The organism is Pelomonas caseinilytica (assembly GCF_021353235.1).
GTDB lineage: Bacteria > Pseudomonadota > Gammaproteobacteria > Burkholderiales > Burkholderiaceae_C > Pelomonas > Pelomonas caseinilytica.
The window spans coordinates 53,521-78,361 of the sequence record NZ_JAJTWT010000009.1; the positions used below are offsets into that span (position 1 = coordinate 53,521).

General features: G+C 71.0%; 20 protein-coding genes. 12 read left to right on the forward strand and 8 right to left on the reverse strand.

Going from position 1 to position 24,841, the window contains the following annotated elements:
• Positions 1-6: 6 nt before the first annotated feature.
• From LXT12_RS19595 to LXT12_RS19605, 3 genes are all read left to right on the forward strand, one after another.
• A complete protein-coding gene (locus LXT12_RS19595) occupies positions 7-324 on the forward strand; it encodes an AzlD domain-containing protein (protein ID WP_233393981.1) in 318 nt (105 codons plus the stop codon).
• Positions 325-371: 47 nt separating this feature from the next.
• A complete protein-coding gene (locus LXT12_RS19600; protein WP_233393982.1) occupies positions 372-1,565 on the forward strand; it encodes a phosphoglycerate kinase in 1,194 nt (397 codons plus the stop codon).
• Positions 1,566-1,715: 150 nt separating this feature from the next.
• Positions 1,716-4,043, forward strand: coding sequence for an NADP-dependent malic enzyme (locus tag LXT12_RS19605; RefSeq protein WP_233393983.1), 2,328 nt, complete (start codon positions 1,716-1,718; stop codon positions 4,041-4,043).
• Positions 4,044-4,199: 156 nt separating this feature from the next.
• Here LXT12_RS19605 and LXT12_RS19610 read toward each other — a convergent pair whose 3' ends face one another.
• Complete coding sequence (locus LXT12_RS19610; protein WP_233393984.1) at positions 4,200-4,931, reverse strand: DMT family transporter; 732 nt, start codon at positions 4,929-4,931, stop codon at positions 4,200-4,202.
• Between the two features lie 84 nt (positions 4,932-5,015).
• On the opposite strand from LXT12_RS19610, the gene LXT12_RS19615 reads away from it, so the two are divergent.
• Together LXT12_RS19615 and pyk are read left to right on the forward strand one after the other, a co-directional pair.
• A complete protein-coding gene (locus LXT12_RS19615) occupies positions 5,016-5,498 on the forward strand; it encodes a GNAT family N-acetyltransferase (protein ID WP_233393985.1) in 483 nt (160 codons plus the stop codon).
• Positions 5,499-5,567: 69 nt separating this feature from the next.
• Positions 5,568-6,998, forward strand: a complete 1,431-nt coding sequence (gene pyk / locus LXT12_RS19620; protein WP_233393986.1) for a pyruvate kinase — start codon at positions 5,568-5,570, stop codon at positions 6,996-6,998.
• On the opposite strand, the gene LXT12_RS19625 is transcribed toward pyk, so the two are convergent.
• The gene (locus LXT12_RS19625) at positions 6,995-8,242 is read right to left on the reverse strand and encodes an NRAMP family divalent metal transporter (RefSeq protein WP_233393987.1); all 1,248 of its coding nucleotides are present in this window, start codon (positions 8,240-8,242) and stop codon (positions 6,995-6,997) included. The two genes, pyk and LXT12_RS19625, sit on opposite strands and share 4 nt — an antisense overlap.
• A 99-nt stretch (positions 8,243-8,341) precedes the next feature.
• On the opposite strand from LXT12_RS19625, the gene LXT12_RS19630 reads away from it, so the two are divergent.
• On the forward strand, positions 8,342-9,298 hold the full coding sequence (locus LXT12_RS19630; protein WP_233393988.1) for a glycosyltransferase family 2 protein: 957 nt from the start codon (positions 8,342-8,344) through the stop codon (positions 9,296-9,298).
• Positions 9,295-10,086, forward strand: a complete 792-nt coding sequence (locus LXT12_RS19635; RefSeq protein WP_233393989.1) for a ChbG/HpnK family deacetylase — start codon at positions 9,295-9,297, stop codon at positions 10,084-10,086. Before LXT12_RS19630 ends, LXT12_RS19635 begins: the two co-directional genes overlap by 4 nt.
• Here LXT12_RS19635 and LXT12_RS19640 read toward each other — a convergent pair.
• From LXT12_RS19640 to LXT12_RS19655, 4 genes are all read right to left on the reverse strand, one after another.
• Positions 10,073-10,441, reverse strand: a complete 369-nt coding sequence (locus LXT12_RS19640; protein WP_233393990.1) for a GtrA family protein — start codon at positions 10,439-10,441, stop codon at positions 10,073-10,075. The two genes, LXT12_RS19635 and LXT12_RS19640, sit on opposite strands and share 14 nt — an antisense overlap.
• A complete protein-coding gene (locus tag LXT12_RS19645; protein ID WP_233393991.1) occupies positions 10,438-11,883 on the reverse strand; it encodes a glycosyltransferase family 39 protein in 1,446 nt (481 codons plus the stop codon). Before LXT12_RS19645 ends, LXT12_RS19640 begins: the two co-directional genes overlap by 4 nt.
• 67 nt (positions 11,884-11,950) lie before the next feature.
• Positions 11,951-12,958 carry an MBL fold metallo-hydrolase gene (locus LXT12_RS19650; RefSeq protein WP_233393992.1) on the reverse strand — a complete coding sequence of 336 codons (1,008 nt, stop codon included), beginning with the start codon at positions 12,956-12,958 and terminating at the stop codon, positions 11,951-11,953.
• Positions 12,955-13,422, reverse strand: coding sequence for a group I truncated hemoglobin (locus tag LXT12_RS19655; protein ID WP_233393993.1), 468 nt, complete (start codon positions 13,420-13,422; stop codon positions 12,955-12,957). The genes LXT12_RS19650 and LXT12_RS19655 overlap by 4 nt, the downstream gene beginning before the upstream one ends.
• A gap of 177 nt (positions 13,423-13,599) precedes the next feature.
• On the opposite strand from LXT12_RS19655, the gene LXT12_RS19660 reads away from it, so the two are divergent.
• Positions 13,600-14,316 carry a substrate-binding periplasmic protein gene (locus tag LXT12_RS19660; RefSeq protein WP_233393994.1) on the forward strand — a complete coding sequence of 239 codons (717 nt, stop codon included), beginning with the start codon at positions 13,600-13,602 and terminating at the stop codon, positions 14,314-14,316.
• A gap of 13 nt (positions 14,317-14,329) precedes the next feature.
• Here LXT12_RS19660 and cphA read toward each other — a convergent pair whose 3' ends face one another.
• Both cphA and LXT12_RS19670 read right to left on the reverse strand, forming a co-directional pair.
• Positions 14,330-16,903 carry a cyanophycin synthetase gene (gene cphA / locus LXT12_RS19665; protein ID WP_233393995.1) on the reverse strand — a complete coding sequence of 858 codons (2,574 nt, stop codon included), beginning with the start codon at positions 16,901-16,903 and terminating at the stop codon, positions 14,330-14,332.
• Between the two features lie 29 nt (positions 16,904-16,932).
• Entirely contained in the window at positions 16,933-19,107 is a 2,175-nt protein-coding gene (locus tag LXT12_RS19670; protein ID WP_233393996.1) for a cyanophycin synthetase, read from the reverse strand.
• A 100-nt stretch (positions 19,108-19,207) separates the two neighbouring features.
• Between LXT12_RS19670 and LXT12_RS19675 the strand changes: the two genes are divergently transcribed.
• The 4 genes from LXT12_RS19675 to LXT12_RS19690 all read left to right on the forward strand — a co-directional run bounded on the left by LXT12_RS19675 (position 19,208) and on the right by LXT12_RS19690 (position 24,718).
• Positions 19,208-21,463, forward strand: a complete 2,256-nt coding sequence (locus LXT12_RS19675) for a cyanophycin metabolism-associated ABC transporter (protein ID WP_233393997.1) — start codon at positions 19,208-19,210, stop codon at positions 21,461-21,463.
• Positions 21,460-21,933, forward strand: coding sequence for a cyanophycin metabolism-associated DUF1854 family protein (locus tag LXT12_RS19680; protein WP_233393998.1), 474 nt, complete (start codon positions 21,460-21,462; stop codon positions 21,931-21,933). Before LXT12_RS19675 ends, LXT12_RS19680 begins: the two co-directional genes overlap by 4 nt.
• A 229-nt stretch (positions 21,934-22,162) precedes the next feature.
• Positions 22,163-22,378 carry a cold-shock protein gene (locus LXT12_RS19685; protein WP_088485239.1) on the forward strand — a complete coding sequence of 72 codons (216 nt, stop codon included), beginning with the start codon at positions 22,163-22,165 and terminating at the stop codon, positions 22,376-22,378.
• A gap of 81 nt (positions 22,379-22,459) precedes the next feature.
• Entirely contained in the window at positions 22,460-24,718 is a 2,259-nt protein-coding gene (locus LXT12_RS19690; RefSeq protein WP_233393999.1) for a YgiQ family radical SAM protein, read from the forward strand.
• Positions 24,719-24,841: the final 123 nt, after the last annotated feature.

Sequence of the window (24,841 nt, forward strand, 5' to 3'; positions counted from 1 at the left end):
GAGCCCATGACCTGGATCGCCCTCGTCGGCCTCGCGGCCGTGACGGTGCTGACGCGCGGGTTCTTCCTCATCGGCGACGAGCCCCTGCCCATCCCCGACTGGCTGCGCGAGCTGCTCAAGGTGGCGCCGCTGGCGGCGCTGGTGGCCGTCGTCGCCCCCGAGGTCTTCATGACCCAGGGCCACGTCATCACCACCTGGCAGGACGCGCGCTGGCCGGCAGCCGTCGCCGCCACGGCCTACTACTTCTGGCGCAAGGGCATCCTCGGCACCATCCTCGTGGGCATGGCGGTGCTGCTGCCGCTGCGCCTGGGCCTCGGCTGGTGAGCAGAGGCGAGAATCGCGGCAGTTTTCCTCAACTGCACCGCCCGACCATGAACGTCATCCGCTTCTCCGACCTGATCGCCGCCGGCAAGGTGGCCGGCCAGCGCGTCTTCATCCGCGCCGACCTCAACGTGCCGCTGGACGACCACGGCAAGATCACCGAGGACACCCGCATCCGCGCCTCGCTGCCGGCCATCAAGATGGCGCTGGACGCCGGCGCGGCCGTCATGGTCACCTCCCACCTCGGCCGCCCGACCGAGGGCGAGTTCAAGCCCGAGGACTCCCTCGCCCCCGTGGCCGAGCGCATGGCCGAGCTGCTGGGCCGGCCGGTGCCACTCAAGGCCGACTGGGTCGATGGCGTGGCCGTCGCGCCGGGCGAGCTGGTGCTGCTGGAGAACTGCCGCGTCAACAAGGGCGAGAAGAAGTGCAGCGAGGAGCTGTCGAAGAAGCTCGCGGCCCTGTGCGACATCTTCGTGCACGACGCCTTCGGTACCGCCCACCGCGCCGAGGCCACCACCTACGGCATCGCCAAGTACGCCAAGGTCGCCTGTGCCGGCCCGCTGCTGGCGGCCGAGATCGACGCCATCACCAAGGCCCTGGCCAACCCGCGGCGTCCGCTCGTCGCCATCGTCGCCGGCTCCAAGGTCTCCACCAAGCTGACCATCCTGCAGAGCCTGTCCAAGAACGTCGACGGCCTCGTCGTCGGCGGCGGCATCGCCAACACCTTCATGCTGGCCGCGGGCCTGAAGATCGGCAAGTCGCTGGCCGAGCCCGACCTCGTCGACCAGGCCAAGGCCGTGATGGCCGCGATGGCGGCGCGCGGCGCCGAGGTGCCCATCCCCGAGGACGTGGTCACGGCCAAGACCTTCGCCGCCGGCGCGACGGCTTCCGTGAAGGCGGCCACCGACGTCGAGGACGACGACCTCATCCTCGACATCGGCCCCAAGACCGCCGCCAAGCTGGCCGACAAGCTCAAGGCCGCGGGCACCATCGTGTGGAACGGGCCGGTCGGCGTCTTCGAGTTCCCGGCCTTCTCCCATGGCACCGAAGCCATCGCCCGCGCCATCGCCGAGAGCGTGGCCTTCAGCATCGCCGGCGGCGGCGACACCCTGGCGGCCATCGCCAAGTACGGCATCGAGAAGGACGTGGGCTACATCTCCACCGGCGGCGGCGCCTTCCTGGAGGTGCTTGAGGGCAAGACCCTGCCCGCCTTCGAGATCCTGAGCCAGCGCGCGGCCGGCTGAAGCTGGCGTCATGAGCCCCACGGCGGCGCCCTGTGCGCCGCCGCGGGAACCGCCTGATGTCGGCCTCGGCATGGATCGCCAGCAAACCGGCATCGCGGGCCGCTGAAACGCGGCGTAACCTTGCGGGTTCCCCTCTGGAAACCCGCTGCCATGGAAAAGAACAACGCACCCTTGTCGCCTGCCGAAGCCGCGCTGCGCGACGCCGCCCGCGAATATCACCGCAGCCCGACGCGCGGCAAGATTTCGGTCACGCCGACCAAGGCCCTGAGCAACCAGCGCGACCTGTCGCTGGCCTACTCGCCGGGCGTCGCGTATCCCTGCCTGGACATCGAGCGCGATCCGTCGCAGGCCGCCGAGTTCACGTCGCGCGGCAATCTCGTCGGCGTCATCACCAACGGCACGGCCGTGCTGGGCTTGGGCGACATCGGCCCGCTGGCCGCCAAGCCGGTCATGGAAGGCAAGGGCTGCCTCTTCAAGAAGTTCGCCGGCATCGACGTCTTCGACATCGAGCTGGCCGAGCGCGACCCCGACAAGCTCGTCGACATCATCGCGGCCATGGAGCCGACGCTCGGCGGCATCAACCTCGAGGACATCAAGGCGCCCGAGTGCTTCTACATCGAGCGCGAACTGTCCAAGCGCATGAACATCCCCGTCTTCCACGACGACCAGCACGGCACCGCCATCATCTCGTCGGCGGCCCTGCTCAACGGCCTGGAGCTGGTGGGCAAGGACATCGGGTCGGTGAAGGTGGCGGTGTCGGGCGCCGGTGCGGCGGCCATCGCCTGCCTGGACGTCATGGTGGGCCTGGGCGTGAAGCGGCAGAACGTCTTCGTCTGCGACTCGCGCGGCCTCATCCAGAGCGAGCGCGAGGACGCCCGGGCCGGCCGGCTCGATGAGTCCAAGCAGCGCTACTGCCAGGTCACCGCGGCGCGCACGCTGGCCGACGTGGTCGCGGGCGCCGACGTCTTCCTCGGCTGCTCCGCCGCCGGCGTCCTCTCCGCCGACATGGTCAAGACCATGGCCAGCCAGCCCATCATCCTGGCCCTGGCCAACCCCGAGCCCGAGATCCGGCCCGAGCTGGCCAAGGCCGTGCGGCCCGACTGCATCATCGCCACGGGCCGCAGCGACTACCCCAACCAGGTCAACAACGTCCTGTGCTTCCCCTACATCTTCCGCGGCGCGCTGGACTGCGGCGCCACCAAGATCACCGAGGGCATGAAGCTGGCCTGCGTGCGCGAGATCGCGGCCCTGGCCAAGGCCGAGACCAGCGATGAAGTCGCCGCGGCCTATGCCGGCCAGGACCTCGCCTTCGGCCCCGACTACCTCATCCCCAAGCCCTTCGACGCCCGCCTCATCCTGCGCATCGCCCCGGCCGTGGCGCGCGCGGCGGCCGAGGATGGCGTGGCCACCCGCCCCGTTGCCGACCTCGACGCCTACCGCCAGTCGCTGGAGCGCTTCGTCTACCAGACCGGCATGTTCATGCGGCCCGTCTTCTCGGCCGCCAAGGCCGCGCCGGCCCGTGTCATCTACCCCGAGGGCGAGGACGAGCGCGTGCTGCGCGCCGTGCAGGTCGTGCTCGACGAAGGCCTGGCCCGGCCGACGCTGATCGGCCGCCCCGCCGTGCTGAAGGCGCGCATCGAACGCGCCGGCCTGCGCCTGAGGCTGGGCGAAGACGTCGTCGTCATCGACCCCGAGGACGACCCGCGCTTTCGCCAGTACTGGGAGGCCTACCACGCGCGCATGAAGCGCAACGGCGTGACGCCCGAGATGGCCAAGTCGGCCGTGCGCCGCTCCAACACCGCCATCGGTGCGCTGGCCATCGAGCTGGGCGACGCCGACGCCATGATCTGCGGCATGGTCGGCCGCTTCGACCGCCACCTGGAGCAGGTGCGCGATCTCGTCGGCCTGCGCGAGGGCGCCCGCCAGTTCGCCGCGATGAATGCGCTGATGCTGGACAAGATGACGCTCTTCATCGCCGACACCTTCGTCAACGACGACCCGGGTGCCGAGGAGCTGGCCGACATCGCCGCCATGGCCGCCGAAGAGCTGCGCCGCTTCGGCCTGCCGCCCAAGCTGGCCTTCGTCAGCCACTCGATGTTCGGCTCCAGCACGCGGCCCTCGGCGCTGAAGATGCGTCGCGCCCACGAGCTGTTCGCGGCTGCGCATCCCGAGGTGGAGTGCGATGGCGAGATGCATGGCGACGCGGCGCTCTCGGAGAGCGTGCGCCAGGCCTTCCTGCCCGACAGCAAGCTCAGCGGCGCGGCCAACCTGCTGGTGCTGCCGACGCTGGACGCGGCCAACATCCTCTTCAACGTGCTCAAGATCAGCGCCGGTCAGGGCGTGACGGTGGGGCCCATCCTGCTCGGCGCCGCGCGCCCGGTGCACATCCTGACGCCCTCGGCCACGGTGCGCCGCATCGTCAACATGACGGCTCTGGCGGTCGCGGACGTGCACGAGGCGCGGCCGAGCCGGGGCTGAACTGCGCCAGGGCGACGCCTGCGAGGATGACGCCCGCGCCCAGCAGCTTGTGGGCGCTGAACTGCTCGCCGCCCCAGGCCCAGGCGGTGAGGCCGGCCACCAGCGGCATCAGGTAGATGAGGGGGCGGTGCGTGCGACGCCGCGCCTCTCGTTGGCTCAGCCCCAGGCCAGCCAGCCGATGAAGCCGCCGCCGGCCACCTGCCAGGCCGTGCCGGCCCAGACCCATGCCGGCTGCGCCGCCCAGTCCAGCGCGCGCAGCGCCGGCAGGCACCACAGCAGCATGGGCAGCGTGCACACGAGGCTGCCATAGCCCAGCACCGTCACGCCGCCGTGGTGCTGGATGAGGGGCTTGCTCGCCACCGTGTAGTAGCTGAACAGGGCCGCGGCGGCCAGCAGCGTCAGGTCGCCGAGCGAAGCCTGCCAGTCCGCCGCGAGCAGCTTGTCCGACGTGAACACCAGCGCCCCGGCGGCGGCCGTGGCCACGCCGGCGACCTGCCCGGCCGACAGGCGTTCGACGCCGCTCAACCGCAGGATCAGCAGCGTGAACACCGGCCCGCAGGCCAGCAGCACGCTGGCGCTGAAGGCGGTGGAGCCCTGCATGCCATAGGCCGACAACAGCAGGTGCAGGCCCTGGCCCACGAGGGTGAGGCGCACCAGCGGCGCCACCTCGGCGCGGTCCAGCCGCGGCCAGCGCAGCCCGAAGCGCCAGCACAGCAGGGCCACCGCGCAGAAGGGCACGAGCAGGTAGCGCAGTCCAAGGAAGCCGACCGGACCGACCTGGCCGAACAGCGCCTTTTGCAGCGGGAAATTGAGGCCCCAGATCAGCACCACGGCGAGGGCGGCGAGCAAGGGCGCCGGGGCGGGCGGTGCGGTGGAGCGATCGGACATGAGGGCGGGGCGGGCGGAGGTCAGAATTCTCCCGCGCAGCCACCGCGCTGCAGCGAGCCCTTGCCCACCCGGAGCTGAAACCCCATGGATCCCCAACCGCCCACGCGCATCGCGCCGCTCGACCCCGCGCACCCCGAAGCCCAGGCGCTGATCGCCCGGTCCGAGGCCCTGATGAGCGCCCTCTACCCCAGCGAGAGCAACCACTTCGAGCCGGCCGAAGGCCTGCGCCCGCCGCAGGGCGGCTTCTACGGGGCCTGGCGCGGCGAGCGCCTCGTCGGCTGCGGTGGGGTCAAGCACTTCGCGGCGGACGGCGGGCCGGCTTACGGTGAGATCAAGCGGCTTTTCGTGCTGGACAGCGAGCGCGGGCGGGGCGTGGCCCGGCAATTGATGGCGGCGCTGGAGGGCGAACTCACCGCCCGCGGCGTGCGCCTGGCGCGGCTGGAGACGGGCATCCACCAGCCCGAGGCCCTGGGCCTGTACCGGCGGCTGGGCTATGTCGAGCGCGGGCCCTTCGGCGGCTACGCCCCCGACCCGCTGAGCCTGTTTATGGAGAAGGCGCTGGCCTGAAACGCGAAGAAACTCGCGGCGGGCGGCGCGGACCATAATTCCGCGCCCCCAAGAAAGTTGAGACAAGCCATGACCCGCGCCACCAAGATCGTCGCCACCCTCGGCCCCGCCTCGAACACGCCGGAGGTGCTGGAGAAGATGATCCACGCCGGCGTCGACGTCGTGCGGCTGAACTTCTCCCACGGCAAGGCCCAGGACCACATCGACCGCGCCGCCATGGTCCGCGCGGCGGCCGAGCGGGTCGGCAAGTCGGTGGCCATCATGGCCGACCTGCAGGGCCCCAAGATCCGCGTCGGCAAGTTCGAGAACAACAAGATCGAGCTCATCCCCGGCGCCAAGTTCATCCTCGACGCCGACCGCACCGAACTCGGCAACCAGGACATCGCCAGCCTCGACTACAAGGAGCTGCCGCGCGACGTGAAGCCGGGCGACACCCTGCTGCTCAACGACGGCCTGCTGGTGCTGACCGTGGACGCCGTGCGCGGCGCCCAGGTGCACACCACCGTCAAGCTCGGCGGCGAGCTGTCCAACAACAAGGGCATCAACAAGCAGGGCGGCGGCCTCACCGCCCCGGCCCTGACGGCCAAGGACATGGACGACATCAAGACCGCGATGTCCTTCCAGTGCGAATACCTGGCCGTGAGCTTCCCCAAGAACGCCACCGACATGGAGATGGCGCGCCAGCTGGCCAATGTGGCCGGCGAGCCCTGGCGCCACAAGCCGGCCATGATCGCCAAGATCGAGCGCTACGAGGCCATCCCCCATCTCGAGGCCATCCTCAAGGCCAGCGACGGCATCATGGTGGCCCGCGGCGACCTGGCCGTGGAGGTGGGCAACGCCGCCGTGCCCGCGCTGCAAAAGCGCATGATCAAGATGGCCCGCGAACTCGACAAGGTCGCCATCACCGCCACGCAGATGATGGAGTCCATGATCGTCAACCCGGTGCCCACGCGCGCCGAGGTCAGCGACGTGGCCAATGCCGTGCTGGACGGCACCGACGCCGTCATGCTGTCGGCCGAGACGGCCGCGGGCAAGTTCCCGGTCGAGACCATCGAGCAGATGGCCGCCATCGCGCTGGAGGCCGAGCGCGCCGAGTTCGTCAGCCTGGACACCGACTTCGCCGGCCGCCAGTTCGGCCGCATCGACCAGTCCATCGCCATGGGCGCGCTCTTCACCGCCTACCACCTCGGCTGCAAGGCCATCCTGGCCCTGACCGAGTCCGGCTCGACGGCGCTATGGATGAGCCGCCACCGCGTGCAGGTGCCCATCTTCGGCCTGACGACGCAGCTCGTCAGCCAGCGCAAGATGGCGCTCTACCGCAACGTCAGCTCCCTGCTGATGCCCAAGTACGACGACCGCGACACGGCCCTGGCTGCCGCCGAGAAGCTGCTCGTGGAGCGCGGCGTGCTGATGCCGGGCGACACCTACGCCATCACCTGCGGCGAGCCCATGGGCTATCCGGGCGGCACCAACATGCTGAAAGTGTGCAGGGTGGCCTAGGCGATTGCCAGGGCCAGCACCGTAAGGGCCATGACGGCCGTGGCGGCCCAGCCGAGGCGCCGCAGCTTGGGGCCGATGACGTGGCTGCCCATGACGGCGGGGCGGGTGGCCAGCACCATCATCGCGGCCATGATGGGCACGGCCGTGATGCCGTTGAACACGGCTGACCAGAACAGCTGGCGCACCGGGTCCATGGGCGCGAAGCACAGCGCCACGCCGCCCAGCGTCGCCACGGCGATGACGCCGTAGAAGCCGCGGCCTTCGCCGCGTTCCAGCCTCAGGCTGAGGCTGTCGCGCCAGCCCGCCACCTCGGCCACCGCATAACCCGCCGAACCGGCGAGCACCGGCACCGCCAGCAGGCCGGTGCCGATGATGCCCAGGCTGAAGAGCAGGGCCGCATGCGCGCCCGCCACCGGCCGCAGCGCTTCGACGGCCTGGGCCGAGGTGTCGATCTGATGCACGCCGGCCTTGTGCAGCGTGGCGGCCGTGGCCAGCATGATGCAGAAGGCGATGAGGTTGGAGAAGAGCATGCCGACATGGGTGTCGAGCTTGATGCGGTGCAGATGGGCGCGCACCTGCTCGGCCGTGGGGGCCGCCTGGCCGTCGGCCTGCCGGTCCTCGACCTCCTGGCCGGCCTGCCAGAAGAAGAGGTAGGGGCTGATGGTGGTGCCGAACACCGCCACCACCATCAGCAGCGTGTCGCGGTTCCAGTCCAGCCGGGGGTGCACGGTGCGCGCCAGCACGTCGGCCCAGTCCAGGTTCAGCACGGCGACCACGCCGACATAGGCCAGCAGGGCCAGGGTCAGCCATTTCAGCCAGCGGACATAACTCTCGTAGCGCAGGAACACCTGCATCAGCACGCTGGCGATGCCGAAGGCCAGCGCGTAGGCCTGCGTCGGGCCGCCGACCAGCAGGTGGACGGCGGCGGCCATGGCCGCGACGTCGGCCGCGATATTCAGCGTGTTGGCCGCCAGCAGCAGGCCGACCAGGCCGAACAGCACCGGCCGCGGGAAGGCCTGCTTCATGTTGGCCGCCAGGCCGCGGCCTGAGACATAACCGATGCGCGCGCTGACGATCTGGATGGCCGTCATCAGCGGCAGCGTGAAGACGAGGCTCCACAGCATCGAGTAGCCGAATCGCGCGCCGGCCTGGGAGTAGGTGGCGATGCCGCTGGGATCGTCGTCGGCGGCACCGGTGATGAGGCCGGGCCCGAGTTGGCGCAGCCAGTCGCGAAGCACTTTCATGGGGCGCGCCTGGCAAGCCTCATGCCCACGCATGGGGCCGTCAGCCAGCGGTCAGTCGGGAGCAAGCAGGGCGTCATGCGGGTTAACCAGAATCCTCGAATGCCAACGAAGGTGCGCCTGTCCAACGCCAGTCTCGACGTCGTCGTGCCGGCGTTCAATGAAGCCGCGAACCTGCCGGACCTGCTCGCCCGGCTGCGCGGCGCCCTGGGTGCGCTCACGCCGCGCTGGCGCATTCTGCTCGTCGACGACGGCAGTCGGGACGATACCCAGGGCGTGGCGCTGGCGGCGCGCGCCGCCGGCCTGCCGCTGCGTTATGTGCGCCTGTCGCGCAACTTCGGCAAGGAGGCCGCCCTGACGGCCGGCCTGGCCCTGGCCGATGCCGACCGCGTGCTGCTGATGGATGCCGACGGCCAGCATGCGCCCGAGATGATCACGGCCATGCACGAGGCCTGGCTGGCCGGTGCCGACATGGTCTGCGCCGTGCGCGCCAACCGTGATGAGGAAGGGCCTCTGAAGCGCCTGGGCACGCGGCTCTTCTATGGCTTCGTCAATGCCTTCACCCGGCTGCACATCCCGCCCGACGCGGGCGACTTCCGGCTGCTCGATCGCCGCGTCGTCGATGCGCTGAATGCCCTGCCCGAGCGCAATCGCTTCATGAAGGGCCTGTACGCCTGGGTGGGATTCCGCACGGAGTTCCTGCCCTATGTGCCGAAGCCGCGCCAAGGCGGAGCCAGCAGCTTCTCGCTGGGCCGGCTGCTGGCCCTGGCCTTCACCGGCGTCACCGCCTTCAGCAACCTGCCGCTGCGCGTGTGGAGTGCCCTGGGCGGCAGCATCGCCCTGGTCGCCCTGGCCTATGGCGTCTGGATCTCCTGCGAGCACCTGCTCTGGGGCCACCCCATCCCCGGCTGGGCGACGCTGGTGGTGGGCCTGATGTTCTTCAGCGGCGTGCAGCTGCTGTCCATCGGCATCATCGGCGAGTACATCGGCCGCATCTTCGACGAGGTCAAGCAGCGGCCGGTCTACCTGGTGGCGCTGGACACGGGCGAGCCGACGTGACGCAGCTGCGGCGCCTGGTCGTCTGCGCGGACGACTACGGCCTCGGTCCGGCGGTGGACCGCGGCATCCTCGTCCTGACCGAGCAGGGGCGCATCACGGCCGTGAGCTGCCTCGTCACGCCGCCGCGCTGGCCGGCTGCCGCCCGTGCGCTGCAGGAGGGGGCCGAGCCCACCGGCCTGCACTTCAACCTGACCGAGGGCGAGCCCGTCAGCGCCGCGCTGCGCGGCGCCTGGCCGCGCTTTCCGGCCCTGGGCACCCTGATCGGCCTGGCCCTGCGTGGCCGCCTCCCCGAGGGCCTGGCCGAAGAGTTCCAGGCGCAGCTGCAGCGCTTCGTCGCCGCGGTGGGCCGGGCGCCGGACTTCATCGATGGCCACCAGCACGTGCATGCGCTGCCGGGCGTTCGCCCCATCGTGATCGCCGCCGCGCAGAGCCTGGGCCTGCCGGTGCGCAACACCGGCCGGGTGCTCGGCCCTGGCTTCGCATTCAAGCGGCGTGTCATCGAGGCCTGCGGCGGCCGGGCTCTGCTCGGGGCGATGCGCTCACGCGGCATCGGGCATGCGCCGGCCCTGGTGGGCGTGCGGGGCTTTCACCCGCGCGAGGACTACCGCGCCCTGGTGCGCGGCTGGTTGCGGGCGGCCCCCGACGGGGCGTTGATGTTCTGCCACCCGGCGCTCGGCGCGCCTGATGCCGGCGACCCCATCGCCGCCGCTCGCGCCGGCGAGATGGCCTATCTCGGCAGCGACGCCTTCGCCGAGGATCTGGTCGAGGCCGGCGTCACGTTGGCCTGAAGGCCCAGGCGCGGTTGGCCACGAAGGTGGCCAGCATGACGACGACCGTGGCCCCCGCCTGGGCCAGCAGGTAGTGCAGGCCGGCCTGCACGCCGGCGTCCACCAGCAGCATGCCCAGCAGGGCGCCTGCCCCCGCCGTCGCATGGAAGCGGCACCACGCCGGCCACCAGCCGCCGCGGTGGCCGAAGGTGAAGCGGCGGTTGGCCCAGAAGGCGATCTGGGCGCCTGCCAGCGCGCCGGCTCCCGAAGCCAGCCAGGCCGGCCAGTGGCCCACTTCCACCGCCAGCACCATCAACGCGTAGTGGGTGGCGGTGGCGACGGCGCCGACGCCGGCATAGCGCAGCAGCCGGCTCATGGGCAGGCCGTCGGCCGCGGCAGTTCGTAGAGCGTGGCGCGCCGGCCCGTGGAAACCGGTCGTGCGTCCTGCGGCGCGGCGTCGGGCGGAGCCACCAGCCAGAGCCGGCCGGGGCCGCAGCGTTCTCGGGCCAGGCGCGCGGGCGTCCACAGCACGCGGTCGCCGCCCGCTGGGTCGAAGCGCGCGGCATCCAACAGCTCGCGATGCCAGCTGTCGGCGCCGTCGTTGCGCAGGGCATCCCAGTCGGCCAGCACGGCCGGCGGCTGCGTCAGCCGGGCCTGCAGGCGCAGGTCGAAGAAGGGCTCCGAAGTGACTACCACGCGGTCGCCGGGCGCCATGCGGGCGTGCAGGGCGGCGCCGACGTCGGCATGGTCGGGCTTGCCCCAGCGCACGATGCCGGGCACCGCCGCGACGCAGATCAGCGCGCCCAGGCCCCAGGCCAGCCGCGCGCCACGCCGGCCGCGCCAGGCCTCGAAGAGCAGCAGGGTCAGCGGCAGCAGGGCGGGCAGCACATAGCCGACCAGCTTGGAGCGCGGCAGCGAGAAGAAGGCGACGATGGCGATGACCCACCACAGGTCTGGCCCGATGCGGCGCAGGGCGGCGGGCAGTCGCAGGCTCATCGGCAGGGTGCCCAGGGGCAGCACGGCCAGGAAGAACCACCACGGCTGGGCGTTGTTGAAGCGCGCCTCGGTGTAGCGGTGGAAATGCTGCTCGACGATGAAGTAATCGAAAAAGCCCGGATAGCGCTGCTGCATGGCCAGCATCCAGGGCAGGGCCAGCGCGGCGAACACGGCCAGGCCGAGGGGGTGCAGGGCCAGGCGCAGCGCCCGCCAGCGGCGCTGCCACAGCAGCACCGGCAGCACCACGAGGCCGGGCAGCACGACGCCGATGAGGCCCTTGGAGAGCAGGGCCATGGCCATCGCCGCCCAGGCGCCGCAGATCCAGGCCAGGCGGTGGCGCTCGGCATCGAAGGCACGCCGCGCTGCCACGACGGCCAGCGAGATCCAGCCGGCCACCAGCATGTCGTGGTTGGCGTATTGGCCGCCGAGGTAGAACAGCGGCAGCACGGCCAGCCAGGCCAGGGCGCGGGCGGCGTCCTGCGCCCCCCAGCGCGCGCGGGCCTCGATCCACAAGGCCAGGCCCAGCAGCCAGGCGCCCAGCAGCGGCGCGGCGCGCAGGGCCAGCGGCTTGGGGCCGAGCAGGTGCAGGGCCGCCATGTCGATCCAGTACATCAACGGCGGCTTGTGGAAATAGGGCAGGCCGAAGAGGGTGGGCGTCAGGCCATCGCCGCCGGCCAGCATCTCGTAGGCGACGCCGCCGTAACGGCCCTCGTCGGGCAGGGCGACGGGGCGCCATCCGGCCAGGGCCACCAGCCACAGCGCCAGCAGCGCGAGGGGGGCCCAGGCCGGCAGGCGGCGGGCGGGTTCGGCGGGAGACGGCATGGCGCCAGCCTAGGGCTGGCCTGTGACGTTGTTTGTCGTGGAGCTGTCAGGCGCTTGCGCCAAGGCGTCAGCGCCGCGGTGGGATGCGCCGGGTCTCGCCGATCGCCAGGGTGAAGAAGGCCTCTTCGGCCAGGCCTTGGGCCGCGCGTTGCCAGCCGAGCTGGCGGGGCGGCTCGTCCAGGGCTTCGTCGGTCAGCTCGAAGGTGCCCCAATGCACGCCGAGCGAACGCTTGGCGCCCAGGTCGGCATGGATCTTCAATGCCTCCTCGACGTTGACGTGCTGGTCCTGCATGAACCAGCGCGGCTCGTAGGCGCCGATGGGGATCAGGGCGATGTCGAAACCGCCCTCGGCCTGGCGCGTGGCGAAGCGCTCGCGGATGTCGGTGAAGTCGCGCGAGTAGCCGGTGTCGCCGGCGAAGAACAGGTGGCAGTCGGGCGCGAAGACGGCGAAGCCGCCCCACAGGGTCTTCATGCGGTCGCCCAGGCCCCGCGCCGACCAGTGCCGCGCCGGCACCAGCACCAGTTCCAGGCCGTCCAGGCCATGCGACTGCCACCAGTCCAGCTCCACCACGCGCTCGATGCCGCGGCGGCGGAACCAGTCGGCCAGGCCGAGCGGCACCGCGAACAGCGGGCTGCCGCTCGACTGGGCCGCCAGCGCGCGGCAGGACGGAAGGTCGAGGTGGTCGTAGTGGTTGTGCGAGACCAGGACGGCGTCGATGCGCGGCAGCTCGCGCAGGGCCAGGCCCGGCGGCTGCTCGCGCTTCGGCCCGGCGAAGGGCAGGGGCGAGGCGCGTTCCGAAAAGATCGGATCGGTCAGCAGGTTCAGGCCGCCCACCTGGGCCAGCACCGTGGCATGGCCGACCCAGGTGACGGCGGGGGCCTGCGCCGGGCCGGCATTGCCGTGGATGAAGCCGAGGTCGGCCGGCTGGGCCGGGATGGGCACCAGCGGCCGTGGCGGCAGCCCGCGGCGGGCGGCGCTCCAGCGCCAGCGGATCACCTCGGCGAGCGACTTGGCCTCGAAATCGCCGTGGTTGTTCTGGAAACCGCCCCGGCGGTGATGAGGCGGCCGGCTCACCGGGTGACGACGTCGCGGTGCGAGAACGCCAGCCGGGCGAGCAGCCGGTTCTGGGTGGCGAAGGGCAGGCCGGCGGCGTCCATGGCGTCCTGCAGGTGCTCCACCAGGGCGTTGAAGTCGGCGCGGCGTATGCCCAGGCCGGCGTGGGCGTCGACCATGCTGACGCCTTCGTAGGTGCAGGGGCCGCCGGCGACGACGCAGAAATAGTCGGCCAGGGAGCGTTCGAGGGCGCGGGGGTTGAGCCCGTCGAAGAAGGGCGCCAGGCGCCGGTCGGCCAGCAGCCGGCCGTAGAAGTCGTCGGTGAAGCGCTGGATGGCTTCGCGCCCGCCGAGCTCGCGGTAGAGGCTGTCGTCGGCAGGCAGCGGCGCCGCGCCGGGCACGACGCTGCGTCCGGCCGTTTGCGCGTGGACCAGCCCGGCCGCCAGCAGGAAGGCGGCGGTGGCGAGCGCGAGCAGGGGCTTCATCCGGCCAGTCTAGCGGCGCGGTCGATGGGCCTGCGGTGCGTGGGGCGACCCGGGCACAGCTGTCGTGCGCCGGTCACGCCGGGCGGCGGCACTGCGGGTTTTCAGGCGGTGGAGGGGTGCGCAGCGGCGGCATCATCGCGGCCCATGAGCGGGGCATGGAGTCGTGAGGCGCGACGGATGCTGGGCAGCCTGGCCGCCCTGCTGCTGGCCGCGTCCGCGCCTGGCCAGCCGCCCCGGTCGCTGGTGATGCTGGTGGAGACCAGCGCCCTCATGCCCCAGGCCCGCATCGAGGGCGAGCGCGTCGTGGAGGGTCTGCATCTCGACCTCGGCCAGGCCCTGGGCCGGCGCCTGGGCCGCGAGGTGGTGGCGCGGCCCGTGCCGCGCAAGCGGCTGGCGGAGGCCCTGCAGCGGGGCGAGGGCGACCTGCTCTGCGATTACCAGAGCGACTGGCTGCCGGGCGTCTTCGCCTGGAGCCGGCCTTTCCTGCCGGACCAGGCGCTGCTCATCAGCGCCGCGGTGGCGCCGGCACCGGCGCAGCTGTCGGCGCTGGCCGGCGAGCCCATCGGCACGGTGCGCGGCTACGTCTACCCCGAGGTCAGCGAGGCCTTGCGCGGCGGCTTCGTGCGCGAGGACGCGCCCGACGCCGTCACCAACCTGCAGAAGCTGGAACTGGGCCGCGTGCGCCACGCCCTGACGGGCCGGCGCGTGCTGGAGTACCAGCAGCGCCTGGGCCATGTGCGGCTGGCGCTGCACCCGCCGCTGGTGGTGTCGGAGGTGCTGGCCCAGTGCGCCCTCTCGCCGAGCAGCCCGGTGGGCCTGGCGGCCTTGAACGCGGCCATCCAGGGGCTGGTGGCCGAGGGCGAGCTCAACCGCCTGCTGGCCCGCTACCGCTGAAGGCGCGGCCGGCTCAGCCCTCGGCAATGCGCCGGGCCAGGTGGGCGAGCGCCTCCTCGACCTGGTCGACGAGCACCAGGCAGAGGTCGCCGGGCGAGAGGCGGGCCAGGGCGCGGTCGATGGCGATGAATTCGCCGACGATCTCCTCCACGTGCCGGGTGCGCGAAGCCCCTTGCAGGCCGGCACGCAGCAGGGCCACTACTTCGCCGGCCGCGCGTCCGCGCTGGCAGGCGTCCTCGTACAGGATGACTTCGTCGAAGGCGCCGCCGAGGATCTCGGTCTGCACGCGCAGGTCCTCGTCGCGGCGGTCGCCCGCGCCGCTGATGACGACGACGCGTTTGTTCGCCGGCATGGCCGACACGGCGCCCACGAGGGCCTTCATCGCGTCGCCGTTGTGGCCGTAGTCGGCGATGACGGTGGCACCGCGGTAGTCCATGACGTTGAAGCGGCCGGGCGCGTTGTCGGCGTCGTTGGCGAAGCTGCCGACGCCGCGGCGGATGGTGTCCCAGTCCAGGCCCACGCCCCAGGCCGCGGCGACCGCGGCCATGGCGTTCTCGACCTGGAAGCCGATGACGCCGCCGCGGGTGAGGGGGATGTCGCGCAGCGGGATGCTCTCGCGCCACACGCCCTGGGCGGCGACGAGCTGGTCGCCGTCCACGTAGACGCAGCGTTTGCCCTGTGCGCGGTGGGTGGCCATCAGCGGATGGTGGCGGTCGGCGGCGAAGTAGATGACCTGGCCGGGGCAGACGGCGGCCATGGAGGCCGTCAGCGGGTCGGCCGCGTTGAGCACGGCATAGCCGCTCGGCGCCACGTTCTGCACGATGACGCGCTTGACGAGCACCAGGTCCTCGGCCGTGTTCAGGAAGTTCATGCCGAGGTGGTCTCCCTCGCCGACGTTGGTGACGACCGCCACCTGGCAGCGGTCGAAGCCCAGGCCTTCGCGCAGGATGCCGCCGCGGGCGGTCTCGAGCACGGCGGCTTCCACGTCGGGGTGCATCAGCACGTTGCGGGCGCTCTTGGGGCCGGAGCAGTCGCCGCTGTCGATCTGGCGGCCGTCGACGTAGACGCCGTCGGTGTTGGTCATGCCCACCTTGAGGCCGCAGCTGGCGAACATGTGGGCGATGAGGCGGGTCACCGTGGTCTTGCCGTTCGTGCCGGTGACGGCGACGACGGGGATGCGGCCGTCTTCGGCCATCCCTCCCGATTTATGCCCGGTGCCGAACAGGTGGCCGATGATGGCTTCGCCGACGTTGCGGCCCTTGCCGAAGCTGGGCGACAGGTGCATGCGCAGGCCCGGCGCGGCATTGACCTCGACGATGCCGCCGTTGATCTCCTCCAGCGGGCGCAGCACGCTCTCGGCCACCACGTCCACGCCGCAGACGTGGAGTCCCACGACCTGGGCCGCCGCGATGGCGCGGGCCGCCACCTCGGGATGGACGTCGTCGGTCACGTCCGTCGCGGTGCCGCCGGTGGAGAGGTTGGCGTTGTTGCGCAGGATGACGCGCTGGCCCTTCTCGGGCACGGACTCGGGCGTCAGGCCCTGCTGGGTCAGCCGCGCGACGGCGATGTCGTCGAAGCGGATCTTGGTCAGCGAGGTGGCATGGCCGTCGCCGCGGCGCGGGTCGGCGTTGACCTTGTCGACCAGCTGCTTGACGGTGAGCTGGCCGTCGCCGATGACGTGGGGCGGGTCGCGGCGGGCCGCCGCGATGAGCTTGTCGCCGATGACGAGCAGCCGGTAGTCGCCGCCGGGCAGGAACTTCTCGACCATGACCTGGCCGATCTCGTCGGCGGCCTTGTAGGCAATGTCGAAGTGGGCGCGGTCCACGACATTGACCGTCACGCCCTTGCCCTGGTTGCCGTCCTGCGGCTTGACGACGACGGGCAGGCCGATCTCCTGGGCGACGGCCCAGCCGTCCTCGGGGGAGTCGACGGGTCGGCCGGTGGGCACGGGCACGCCGGCGGACTGCAGCAGGCGCTTGCACAGGTCCTTGTCCTGGGCGATGGATTCGCTCACGGCGCTGGTGGCGTCCACCTCGGCGGCCCAGATGCGGCGCTGCTTGGCGCCCCAGCCGAACTGCACGAGGCTGCCCTGGGTGAGGCGGCGGTAGGGGATGCCGCGTGCTTGTGCCGCGTTGACGATGGAGCCGGTGGACGGGCCGAGGCGGATGTCCTCGTCGAGTTCGCGCAGCTGGGCGAGCACGGTGTCGGCCTCGAACTCGCCGCCGGTGAGGGCGGCGTTGACGAGCTTGACCGCCTGCTCGAAGGCCAGGCGCCCGACGTCCTCCTCGCTGTACTCGATGACGATCTGGTAGGTGCCCGCCTCGGGCGTGACGTGGGTCTGGCTGAAGGTGACCGGGCAGCCGGCCTGGGCCTGCAGGGCCAGCGTCGCCTGCTCCAGCACCTGGGCCAGCGAGGCGTCGGCCCGCAGCTCGCCGATGGTGGGGAAGAGCTTGCGCAGGCGCGGCTCGAAGCCGGGCAGGCGTTCGAGCGAACGCTCGACGTCGCTGCAGTGCACGACGGCCTCGATGGCCGTGTGGCGGCTCCACATGTTGGGGCCGCGCAGGGCGCGGGTGCGGGAAACGTCCATGTTGGTGTGGCGGTTCTTTGTTTTGGAGTTCAGGCGAGGTGGAGCTCGGGGACGAAAGTGTCCAGGCCGGCGGCGATGAGTTCCGGCGAGATGCCCAGCGCCCAGGCGGTGGCGACGGCGGCCAGCAGCGTGGAGGCGTCGGTCGCGCGTTCGCCGAAGCGGCGCAGCAGGGCTTCGATGTTGGCTCCGGGCGTCTCGGCCGGCCCCTGCGCCAGCACCGCGGCGCCACCGCGCAGGAAGACGGCCCGGCCGCCGCGCTCGCGGTGGTGGCGCAGGGCCTCGAGCTCGCCATCCTCGGCGTAGAAGACCACCTCGCCGTCGCTGAGCTCGGCCATGTCGACGAGGCGCGGGCAGGCCGCGTTCAGCACGGCCGCGCCGTCGCTGAGGACCACGTCGACCTGGGTGCGCAGCACCTTGTAGAGCTGGTCGGCTTCCTGCACGTCGAACTCGGCCAGGGCTTCGGCGCCGTCCAGGTCGGTCACGACGCCGACGTGGCAGCGGTCGTAGGCCAGGCCATCGCGCAGGATGGAGGCCGGGTCGTTCTCGACGACGACGGCATTGACGCCGCGGTTCATCAGCAGGCGGTGTGCGGCATCCCAACGGGCGCTGTTGCGCTTCTCGACGCGGCGGGTGCCCAGGAACAGGCCGTCACGGCAGGCCAGGCCGACGTGGCGGCCGTTGAGATGCAGCAGCCAGGCGACCAGCCGCGTGACCTGGTGCCCGCCGCGCGAGCCGGCGACGCCGACGATGGGGATGCGGCCGTTCTCGTCCTCGGCGAAGAGGTGGTCGATGATGGCCTGGCCGACCGGCTGTGGCGCGCCGCCCGCGGGCTTGAGGTGCATCAGCAGCCCGGGGCCGGCGTTGACCTCGACGATGGCGCCGCCCGTCTCGGCCAGCGGCTTGGAGATGTCCTCGGTGACGAGGTCGACGCCGGCGATGTCCAGGCCCACGGTCCGTGCCGCGAGGGACACGGCATGGGCCACCTCCGGGTGGACCTCGGCCGTGCAGTCGATGGCCACGTTGCCGTTGCGCTGGATCAGCACCGACTTGCCGGCCGGCGGCACGGCCTCGGGGCTGAAGCCCTGGCGCTGCAGGTCCAGCAGCACCACGGCGTCCTCGCCCAGCACGATGCGGTTGAGAGGGAAATCCTCGGTCAGGCCGCGGCGGGGGTCGGTGTTGATCTGGAGGTCGACCAGCTCGGCGATGCTGTGCTGGCCATCGCCGTGCACCCAGGCGGCCTCGCCGCGGGCGGCGGCCACGACCCGGCCGCCGACGACGAGCACGCGGTGCTCATTGCCGCGGATGTAGCTCTCCACCAGCACCGAGGAGCCTTCGGCATCGGCCAGCTTGAAGGCGGCCTCGCAGTCGGCCTGGTTGGCGATGTCGAGCGTGACGCCGCGGCCGTGGTTGCCGTCGCTGGGCTTGATGACCACCGGCAGGCCGATGTCCTGCGCGGCCTCCCAGGCCTCGGCGACGGTCTTGACCTCCTGGCCCTCGGGCACCGGCACGCCGACGGCCTTGAGCAGGGTCTTGGTGAGGTCCTTGTCGCCGGCGATGCCCTCGGCGATGGCGCTGGTCATGTCGGTCTCTGCCGTCCAGATGCGGCGTTGGCGGGCGCCATGGCCGAGCTGCACGAGGTTGCCGTCGTTCAGGCGGATGTGGGGAATGCGCCGGTCGGTGGCGGCGGCGACGATGGCTGCCGTGGAGGGGCCCAGGTAGCAGTCGTCGAGCTTGTCGCGCACGCGGGCCACGGCGGCGGCCACGTCGAAAGGCTCGTCGTTGATGGTGGCCATGATGAGGGCGTGGCCCTCGGCCAGGGCGGCGCGGGCGACCTGCTCGTCGCGAGCACGGAAGACCATGCGGTAGACGCCGCGCTGGCTGGTGGAGCGGGTCTGGCCGAAGCCGGTGGGCATGCCGGCCAGGTTGAGCAGCTCGATGACGATGTGCTCCAGCACGTGGCCGCACCAGGTGCCCTCGCGCAGCCGCTCCAGGAAGCCGCCGCGCTCGCCGACGCCGCAGTGGTGCTCGATGAGGTTGGGCAGGGCGGCGGTGAGCCGGTCGTTGAAGCCGGGCAGCAGGTGGCTGGGATGGTCTTCCAGCTCGCCGAGGTCCAGCCAGACTTCCAGCACCGGCCGGTAGGTCCACATGTTGGGACCGCGCAGGTAGTTGATGCGCAGCAGGCGGATGTCGTTCTTCTTGCTCATGGAGCGTGTCGAGTAAGGGGTTGTGCAGGGCCTAAGCGCGTGGAATTGTGCGCCGAAGTCATCAGGGAGAATCGGCCCAGCCCGTAAGAGCGAAGAACACATGCAAGAACATCCTCCCGTCGACCTGCCTCATCCACACGCGACCGCATTGCAATCGCGGCTCCTGGCTGGCGAGAACGTGGTGGCGACGCTCGAGGTTGACCTGGACGCCCACGGACGCTTCGCCCAGGGCCTGGTGGCGTTGACGAATGCACGCCTGCTGGCCTTCGAGCCGGACGGCGGCGCCTGGGCCGAGTTCCCGCTCGCGCCAGGCCTGGGCCTCAAGCTGAGCGACCATGGCGGCCTGGCCTTCATGGAGCTGTTCGACACCCACCGGCGCCTGGCCCGCTGGCGCTTCACCCTGGCCTGCAACCCGGCGGCCGTGCGCTTCGTCGAGGCCTTCGACCGCGAGGTGCAGCGCCTGGCCGGCCATGTCGTGCGCGACGAGGAAGACGACGGCGAGGAGTCGAGCTTCGACTTCGGCGAGGCCGGCGCGCCGCCCAGCACCTGGGTGCTGCTCAGGCTGGGGCGCTTCGCCCGGCCCTACCAGGGGCAACTGCTGCTGGGCTTCGCGCTGATGCTGGGCGCGACCGGGGCCACCCTGGTGTCGCCTTACCTGACCATGCCGCTGATGGACAAGGTGCTCATCCCCTTCCAGAACGGCCAGGCCATCGACCCCCATCTCGTCACGCTGCTGCTGGCCGGCCTGCTCGGCGCGGCGCTGTTCTCCTGGGCCCTGGGCTGGGCCAAGACCTATCTGCTGGCGCTGGTGTCCGAGCGCATCGCGGCCGACCTGCGAACGACCACCTTCGAGCACCTGCTGGGCCTGTCGCTCGAATACTTCGGCAACAAGCGCACCGGCGACCTGATGTCGCGCATCGGCTCGGAGACCGACCGCATCTCGGTCTTCCTGAGCCTGCACGCGCTGGACTTCATCACCGACGTGCTGATGCTGGCGATGACGTCCATCATCCTGTTCAGCATCCACCCGGGGCTGGCCCTGGCCACGCTGGTGCCGCTGCCCTTCATCGCCTGGCTCATCCATCTGGTGCGCGACCGGCTGCGCACCGGCTTCGAGAAGATCGACCGCGTTTGGGGCGAGATCACCAACGTGCTGGCCGACACCATCCCCGGCATCCGCGTGGTCAAGGCGTTCGCCCAGGAAAAGCGCGAGGCCACGCGCTTTCGCGACGCCAATGCCAACAACCTGGCCGTCAACGACCGGCTGAACAAGACCTGGAGCCTGTTCACCCCCACCGTCGCCCTGCTCACCGAGATGGGCCTGCTCGTCGTCTGGGGCGTGGGCATCTGGCTGATCGCCCACCAGAGCATCACCGTGGGCACGCTGACGGCCTTCCTGGCCTACATCGGCCGCTTCTACGGCCGGCTGGACTCGATGAGCCGCATCGTCTCCGTCACGCAGAAGGCCGCGGCCGGCGCCAAGCGCATCTTCGACATCCTCGACCACGTCTCCAACGTGCCCGACCCGGTCAACCCGCTGCCCTTCCACGACGTGACGGGCGCCATCTCGATGCAGGGGGTCAACTTCCGCTACGGCTCGCGCTCGGTCATCCGCTCGCTCAACCTGGACATCCGCCCCGGCGAGATGGTGGGCCTGGTGGGCCACAGCGGCTCGGGCAAGAGCACCCTGGTCAACCTGATCTGCCGCTTCTACGACGTGACCGAGGGCGCCATCAAGGTCGACGGCGTGGACCTGCGGCGCGTCAAGGTGGCCGACTATCGCCGCCACATCGGCCTGGTGCTGCAGGAGCCCTTCCTCTTCTTCGGCACCATCGCCGAGAACATCGCCTACGGCAAGCCGAACGCGACGCGGGCCGAGATCGTCGCGGCGGCGCGCGCCGCCCACGCCCACGAGTTCATCCTGCGCCTGCCGCATGGCTACGACAGCCTCGTCGGCGAGCGCGGCCAGGGCCTGTCCGGCGGCGAGCGCCAGCGCATCTCCATCGCCCGCGCCCTGCTCATCGACCCGGCCATCCTCATCCTCGACGAGGCGACGAGCGCGGTCGACACCGAGACGGAAAAAGAGATCCAGCGCGCGCTGGACAACCTCGTCAAGGGCCGCACCACCATCGCCATCGCCCACCGGCTGTCGACGCTGCGCAAGGCCGACCGCCTCGTGGTGATGGACCGTGGCGAGATCGTCGAACTCGGCCCGCACGACGAGCTGATCGCCCAGCAGGGCCACTATTGGCGGCTGTGGGAGGCCCAGGCCCGCCGCGTCGATGCCGAGGCCGGCGAGGACGACGGTCTGCTCGTCGTCGCGCCCAATCCCAGTGCCCACACGGAGAACGCATGAGCCTGCTGCCCTTCCGCGACCTGCACCTGGACGCCTTCGGCAAGCTGGTGCTGACCGACCTGAACGGCGATGCCCACGTCGGCGTGACGCCGGTGCGTGCCCATCCCATCTCGGCGCCGGACGAAGGCCTGTCCCTGGTGGGCAGCCATGGTCACGAGCTGGCCTGGGTGGAACGCGTGTCCGACCTGCCCGAGGCGCCGCGCCGCCTGCTCGAGGCCGAGCTCGCCGCGCGCGAGTTCCACCCCGTGATGAAGCGGCTGATCTCCGTCAACACCTTCGGCACGCCCAGCACCTGGCGCATCGAGACCGACCGCGGCGAGGTCGATTTCGTGCTCAAGAGCGAGGAAGACATCCGCCGGCTGGAAGGTGGCCGGCTGCTGATCACGTCCAGCCACGGCGTGCAGCTGGAGGTACCCGACCGCTGGGCGCTGGACAAGCCGTCCAAGAAGCTGCTGGAACGCTTCCTGTAGCGAGGATCGGGCTTGCCCGGCTCCGGCAGAGTGGGCAGGCGGCCACCAAAGGCGGCGCTCCAGGGGTGTCCGCCGCCGTCAGTGCCCTGGTGGCGGCTTGAACAGGCCCTAGAATGCCGCCCGGCGCCGACATCCGGCGCTTTTTGTTGGCTTGTTTCCTGAACGTTGTTGTGAATTCCGCAGCCGCTCTGGAGCGAGCTGCATGGCACGACAACAGCAAGGAAATTCCATGAGCACCCTCCAGACCGGCATCGTCAAGTGGTTTGACGACGGCAAGGGCTTCGGCTTCATCACCCCCGCCGACGGCGGCAAGGACCTCTTCGCCCACCACACCGAGATCAAGAACGGTGGCGGCTTTCGCACGCTGGCCGAAGGCGCCCAGGTCGAATTCGAGGTGAAGCAGGGCCCCAAGGGCCTGCAGGCCGCCAATATCCGCGCGCTGTAATTCACGCCGGTCCCCGATGCAAAGCCCGCGCCTGGCGCGGGCTTTGTGCTTTCCGGGGCCTGGCAGAGACAATCGAGGGTCATGTCCGCACTTCCCCAACCGCCCAAAGCGTTGACCGCCTACCGCCCCTTCTGGGCCAAGCGCTTCGGTCCAGCGCCCTTCCTGCCCATGAGCCGGCAGGAGATGGAGCAGCTCGGCTGGGACTCCTGCGACATCATCATCGTCACGGGCGACGCCTACGTCGACCACCCGAGCTTCGGCATGGCCGTCATCGGCCGCACGCTGGAGGCGCAGGGGTTCCGCGTCGGAATCGTCGCCCAGCCCGACTGGCACAGCGCCGAGGCCTTCAAGGCCTTGGGCCGGCCCAACCTGTTCTTCGGCGTGGCGGCCGGGAACATGGATTCCATGATCAACCGCTACACCGCGGACCGCAAGATCCGCAGCGACGACGCCTACACGCCCGGCGGCGAAGGCGGCAAGCGCCCCGACCGGGCGACGCTCGTCTACACCCAGCGCTGCCAGGAGGCCTACAAGGACGTGCCCGTCGTCATCGGCGGCATCGAGGCCTCGCTGCGCCGCATCGCGCACTACGACTACTGGCAGGACAAGGTGCGCCGCTCCATCCTCGTGGACAGCAAGGCCGACCTGCTGGTCTACGGCAATGCCGAGCGGGCCATCGTCGAGATCGCCCACCGCCTGGCCCGCCGCGAGCCGGTCGAGAGCCTGACCGACATCCGCGGCACCGCCTTCATGCGGCGCACGGACGACCCGACCGCTGACGGCTGGTTCGAGCTGGACTCCACCGAGGTGGACCGCCCCGGCCGCATCGACGAGCTGATCAGCCCCTACCAGGAGATCAAGCAGGACGCCTGCGCCACGGAGGCCGACGCGCCCAGGCCGATCACCCTGCACAGGACCGGCCGCATCACCATGCCGCCGCGCGAGCGCACGGTGGTGCGCCTGCCGGCCTACGAGCAGGTCAAGAGCGACCCTGTCCTCTACGCCCACGCCAACCGCGTGCTGCACCTGGAAACCAACCCGGGCAATGCCCGCGCCCTGGTGCAGCGCTACGACTTCAACGGCATCGAGCGCGACCTCTGGATCAACCCGCCGCCCATCCCGCTGACGACGCCGGAGATGGACCACGTCTTCGACCTGCCCTACGCCCGCAGCCCGCACCCGAGCTATGCCGACGCCAACGGCAGCCACGACGGCGCGACCAAGATCCCCGCCTGGGAGATGATCCGCTTCAGCGTGAACATCATGCGGGGCTGCTTCGGCGGTTGCACCTTCTGCTCCATCACCGAGCACGAGGGCCGCATCATCCAGAGCCGCTCGGAAGACTCCGTGATCCGCGAGATCGAGGAGATGCGCGACAAGGTCAAGGGCTTCACCGGCATCGTGTCGGACCTCGGCGGCCCCACGGCCAACATGTACCGCATCGGCTGCAGGAGCCCCGAGATCGAGGCCGCCTGCCGCAAGCCCAGCTGCGTCTACCCGGGCATCTGCCCCAACCTCAACACCAGCCACGACCCGCTGATCCGGATGTACCGCCGCGCGCGGGCGCTGCCGGGGGTCAAGAAGATCCTCATCGGCTCCGGCCTGCGCTACGACCTGGCCGTGCAGTCGCCCGAGTACGTGAAGGAGCTGGTCACGCACCACGTCGGCGGCTACCTCAAGATCGCGCCGGAGCACACCGAGCAGGGCCCGCTGTCCAAGATGATGAAGCCGGGCATCGGCACCTACGACCGCTTCAAGCAGATGTTCGAGGCCGCCAGCGCCGCGGCCGGCAAGAAGCAGTACCTGATCCCCTACTTCATCGCCGCCCACCCTGGCACCAGCGACGAGGACATGATGAACCTCGCCGTCTGGCTCAAGCGCAACGGCTTCCGGGCCGACCAGGTCCAGACCTTCTACCCGAGCCCCATGGCCACCGCCACGGCCATGTACCACTCCGGCCGCAACCCGCTCAAGGGCATCAGCCGCGACGAAACCCGGGGCGAGAAGGTCGACGTCGTGCGCGGCGAGCGTCGCCGCCGCCTGCACAAGGCCTTCCTGCGCTACCACGACGCCAACAACTGGCCGCTGCTGCGCGAGGCCCTCAAGGCCATGGGCCGGGCCGACCTCATCGGCAACGGCAAGCACCACCTGGTCCCGAGCTACCAGCCCCTGACCGACGGCGGCTACGAGAGCGCACGGCGCAAGAACTCCACGGCGCCCAAGCCCGCCGCGCCCCGCAAGGGCCAGATCTTGACCCAGCACACCGGCCTGCCGCCGCGGGTGACCGGCGCGGCACGCGGCCCGGCTGCCGGGCGTCCGGGCAAACCCGCAAAGCGTTAGCCCGCGAAGCGTTGACTATTGCCTTTGCCGGCCGTGACAGTGCACTTCGTGATGCACTACGCTTGTGGCTCTTGAGAGAAGAGGCCGCCGCCGTGGCCGCCCCAGCCCGGAGGCTGCGCCCCC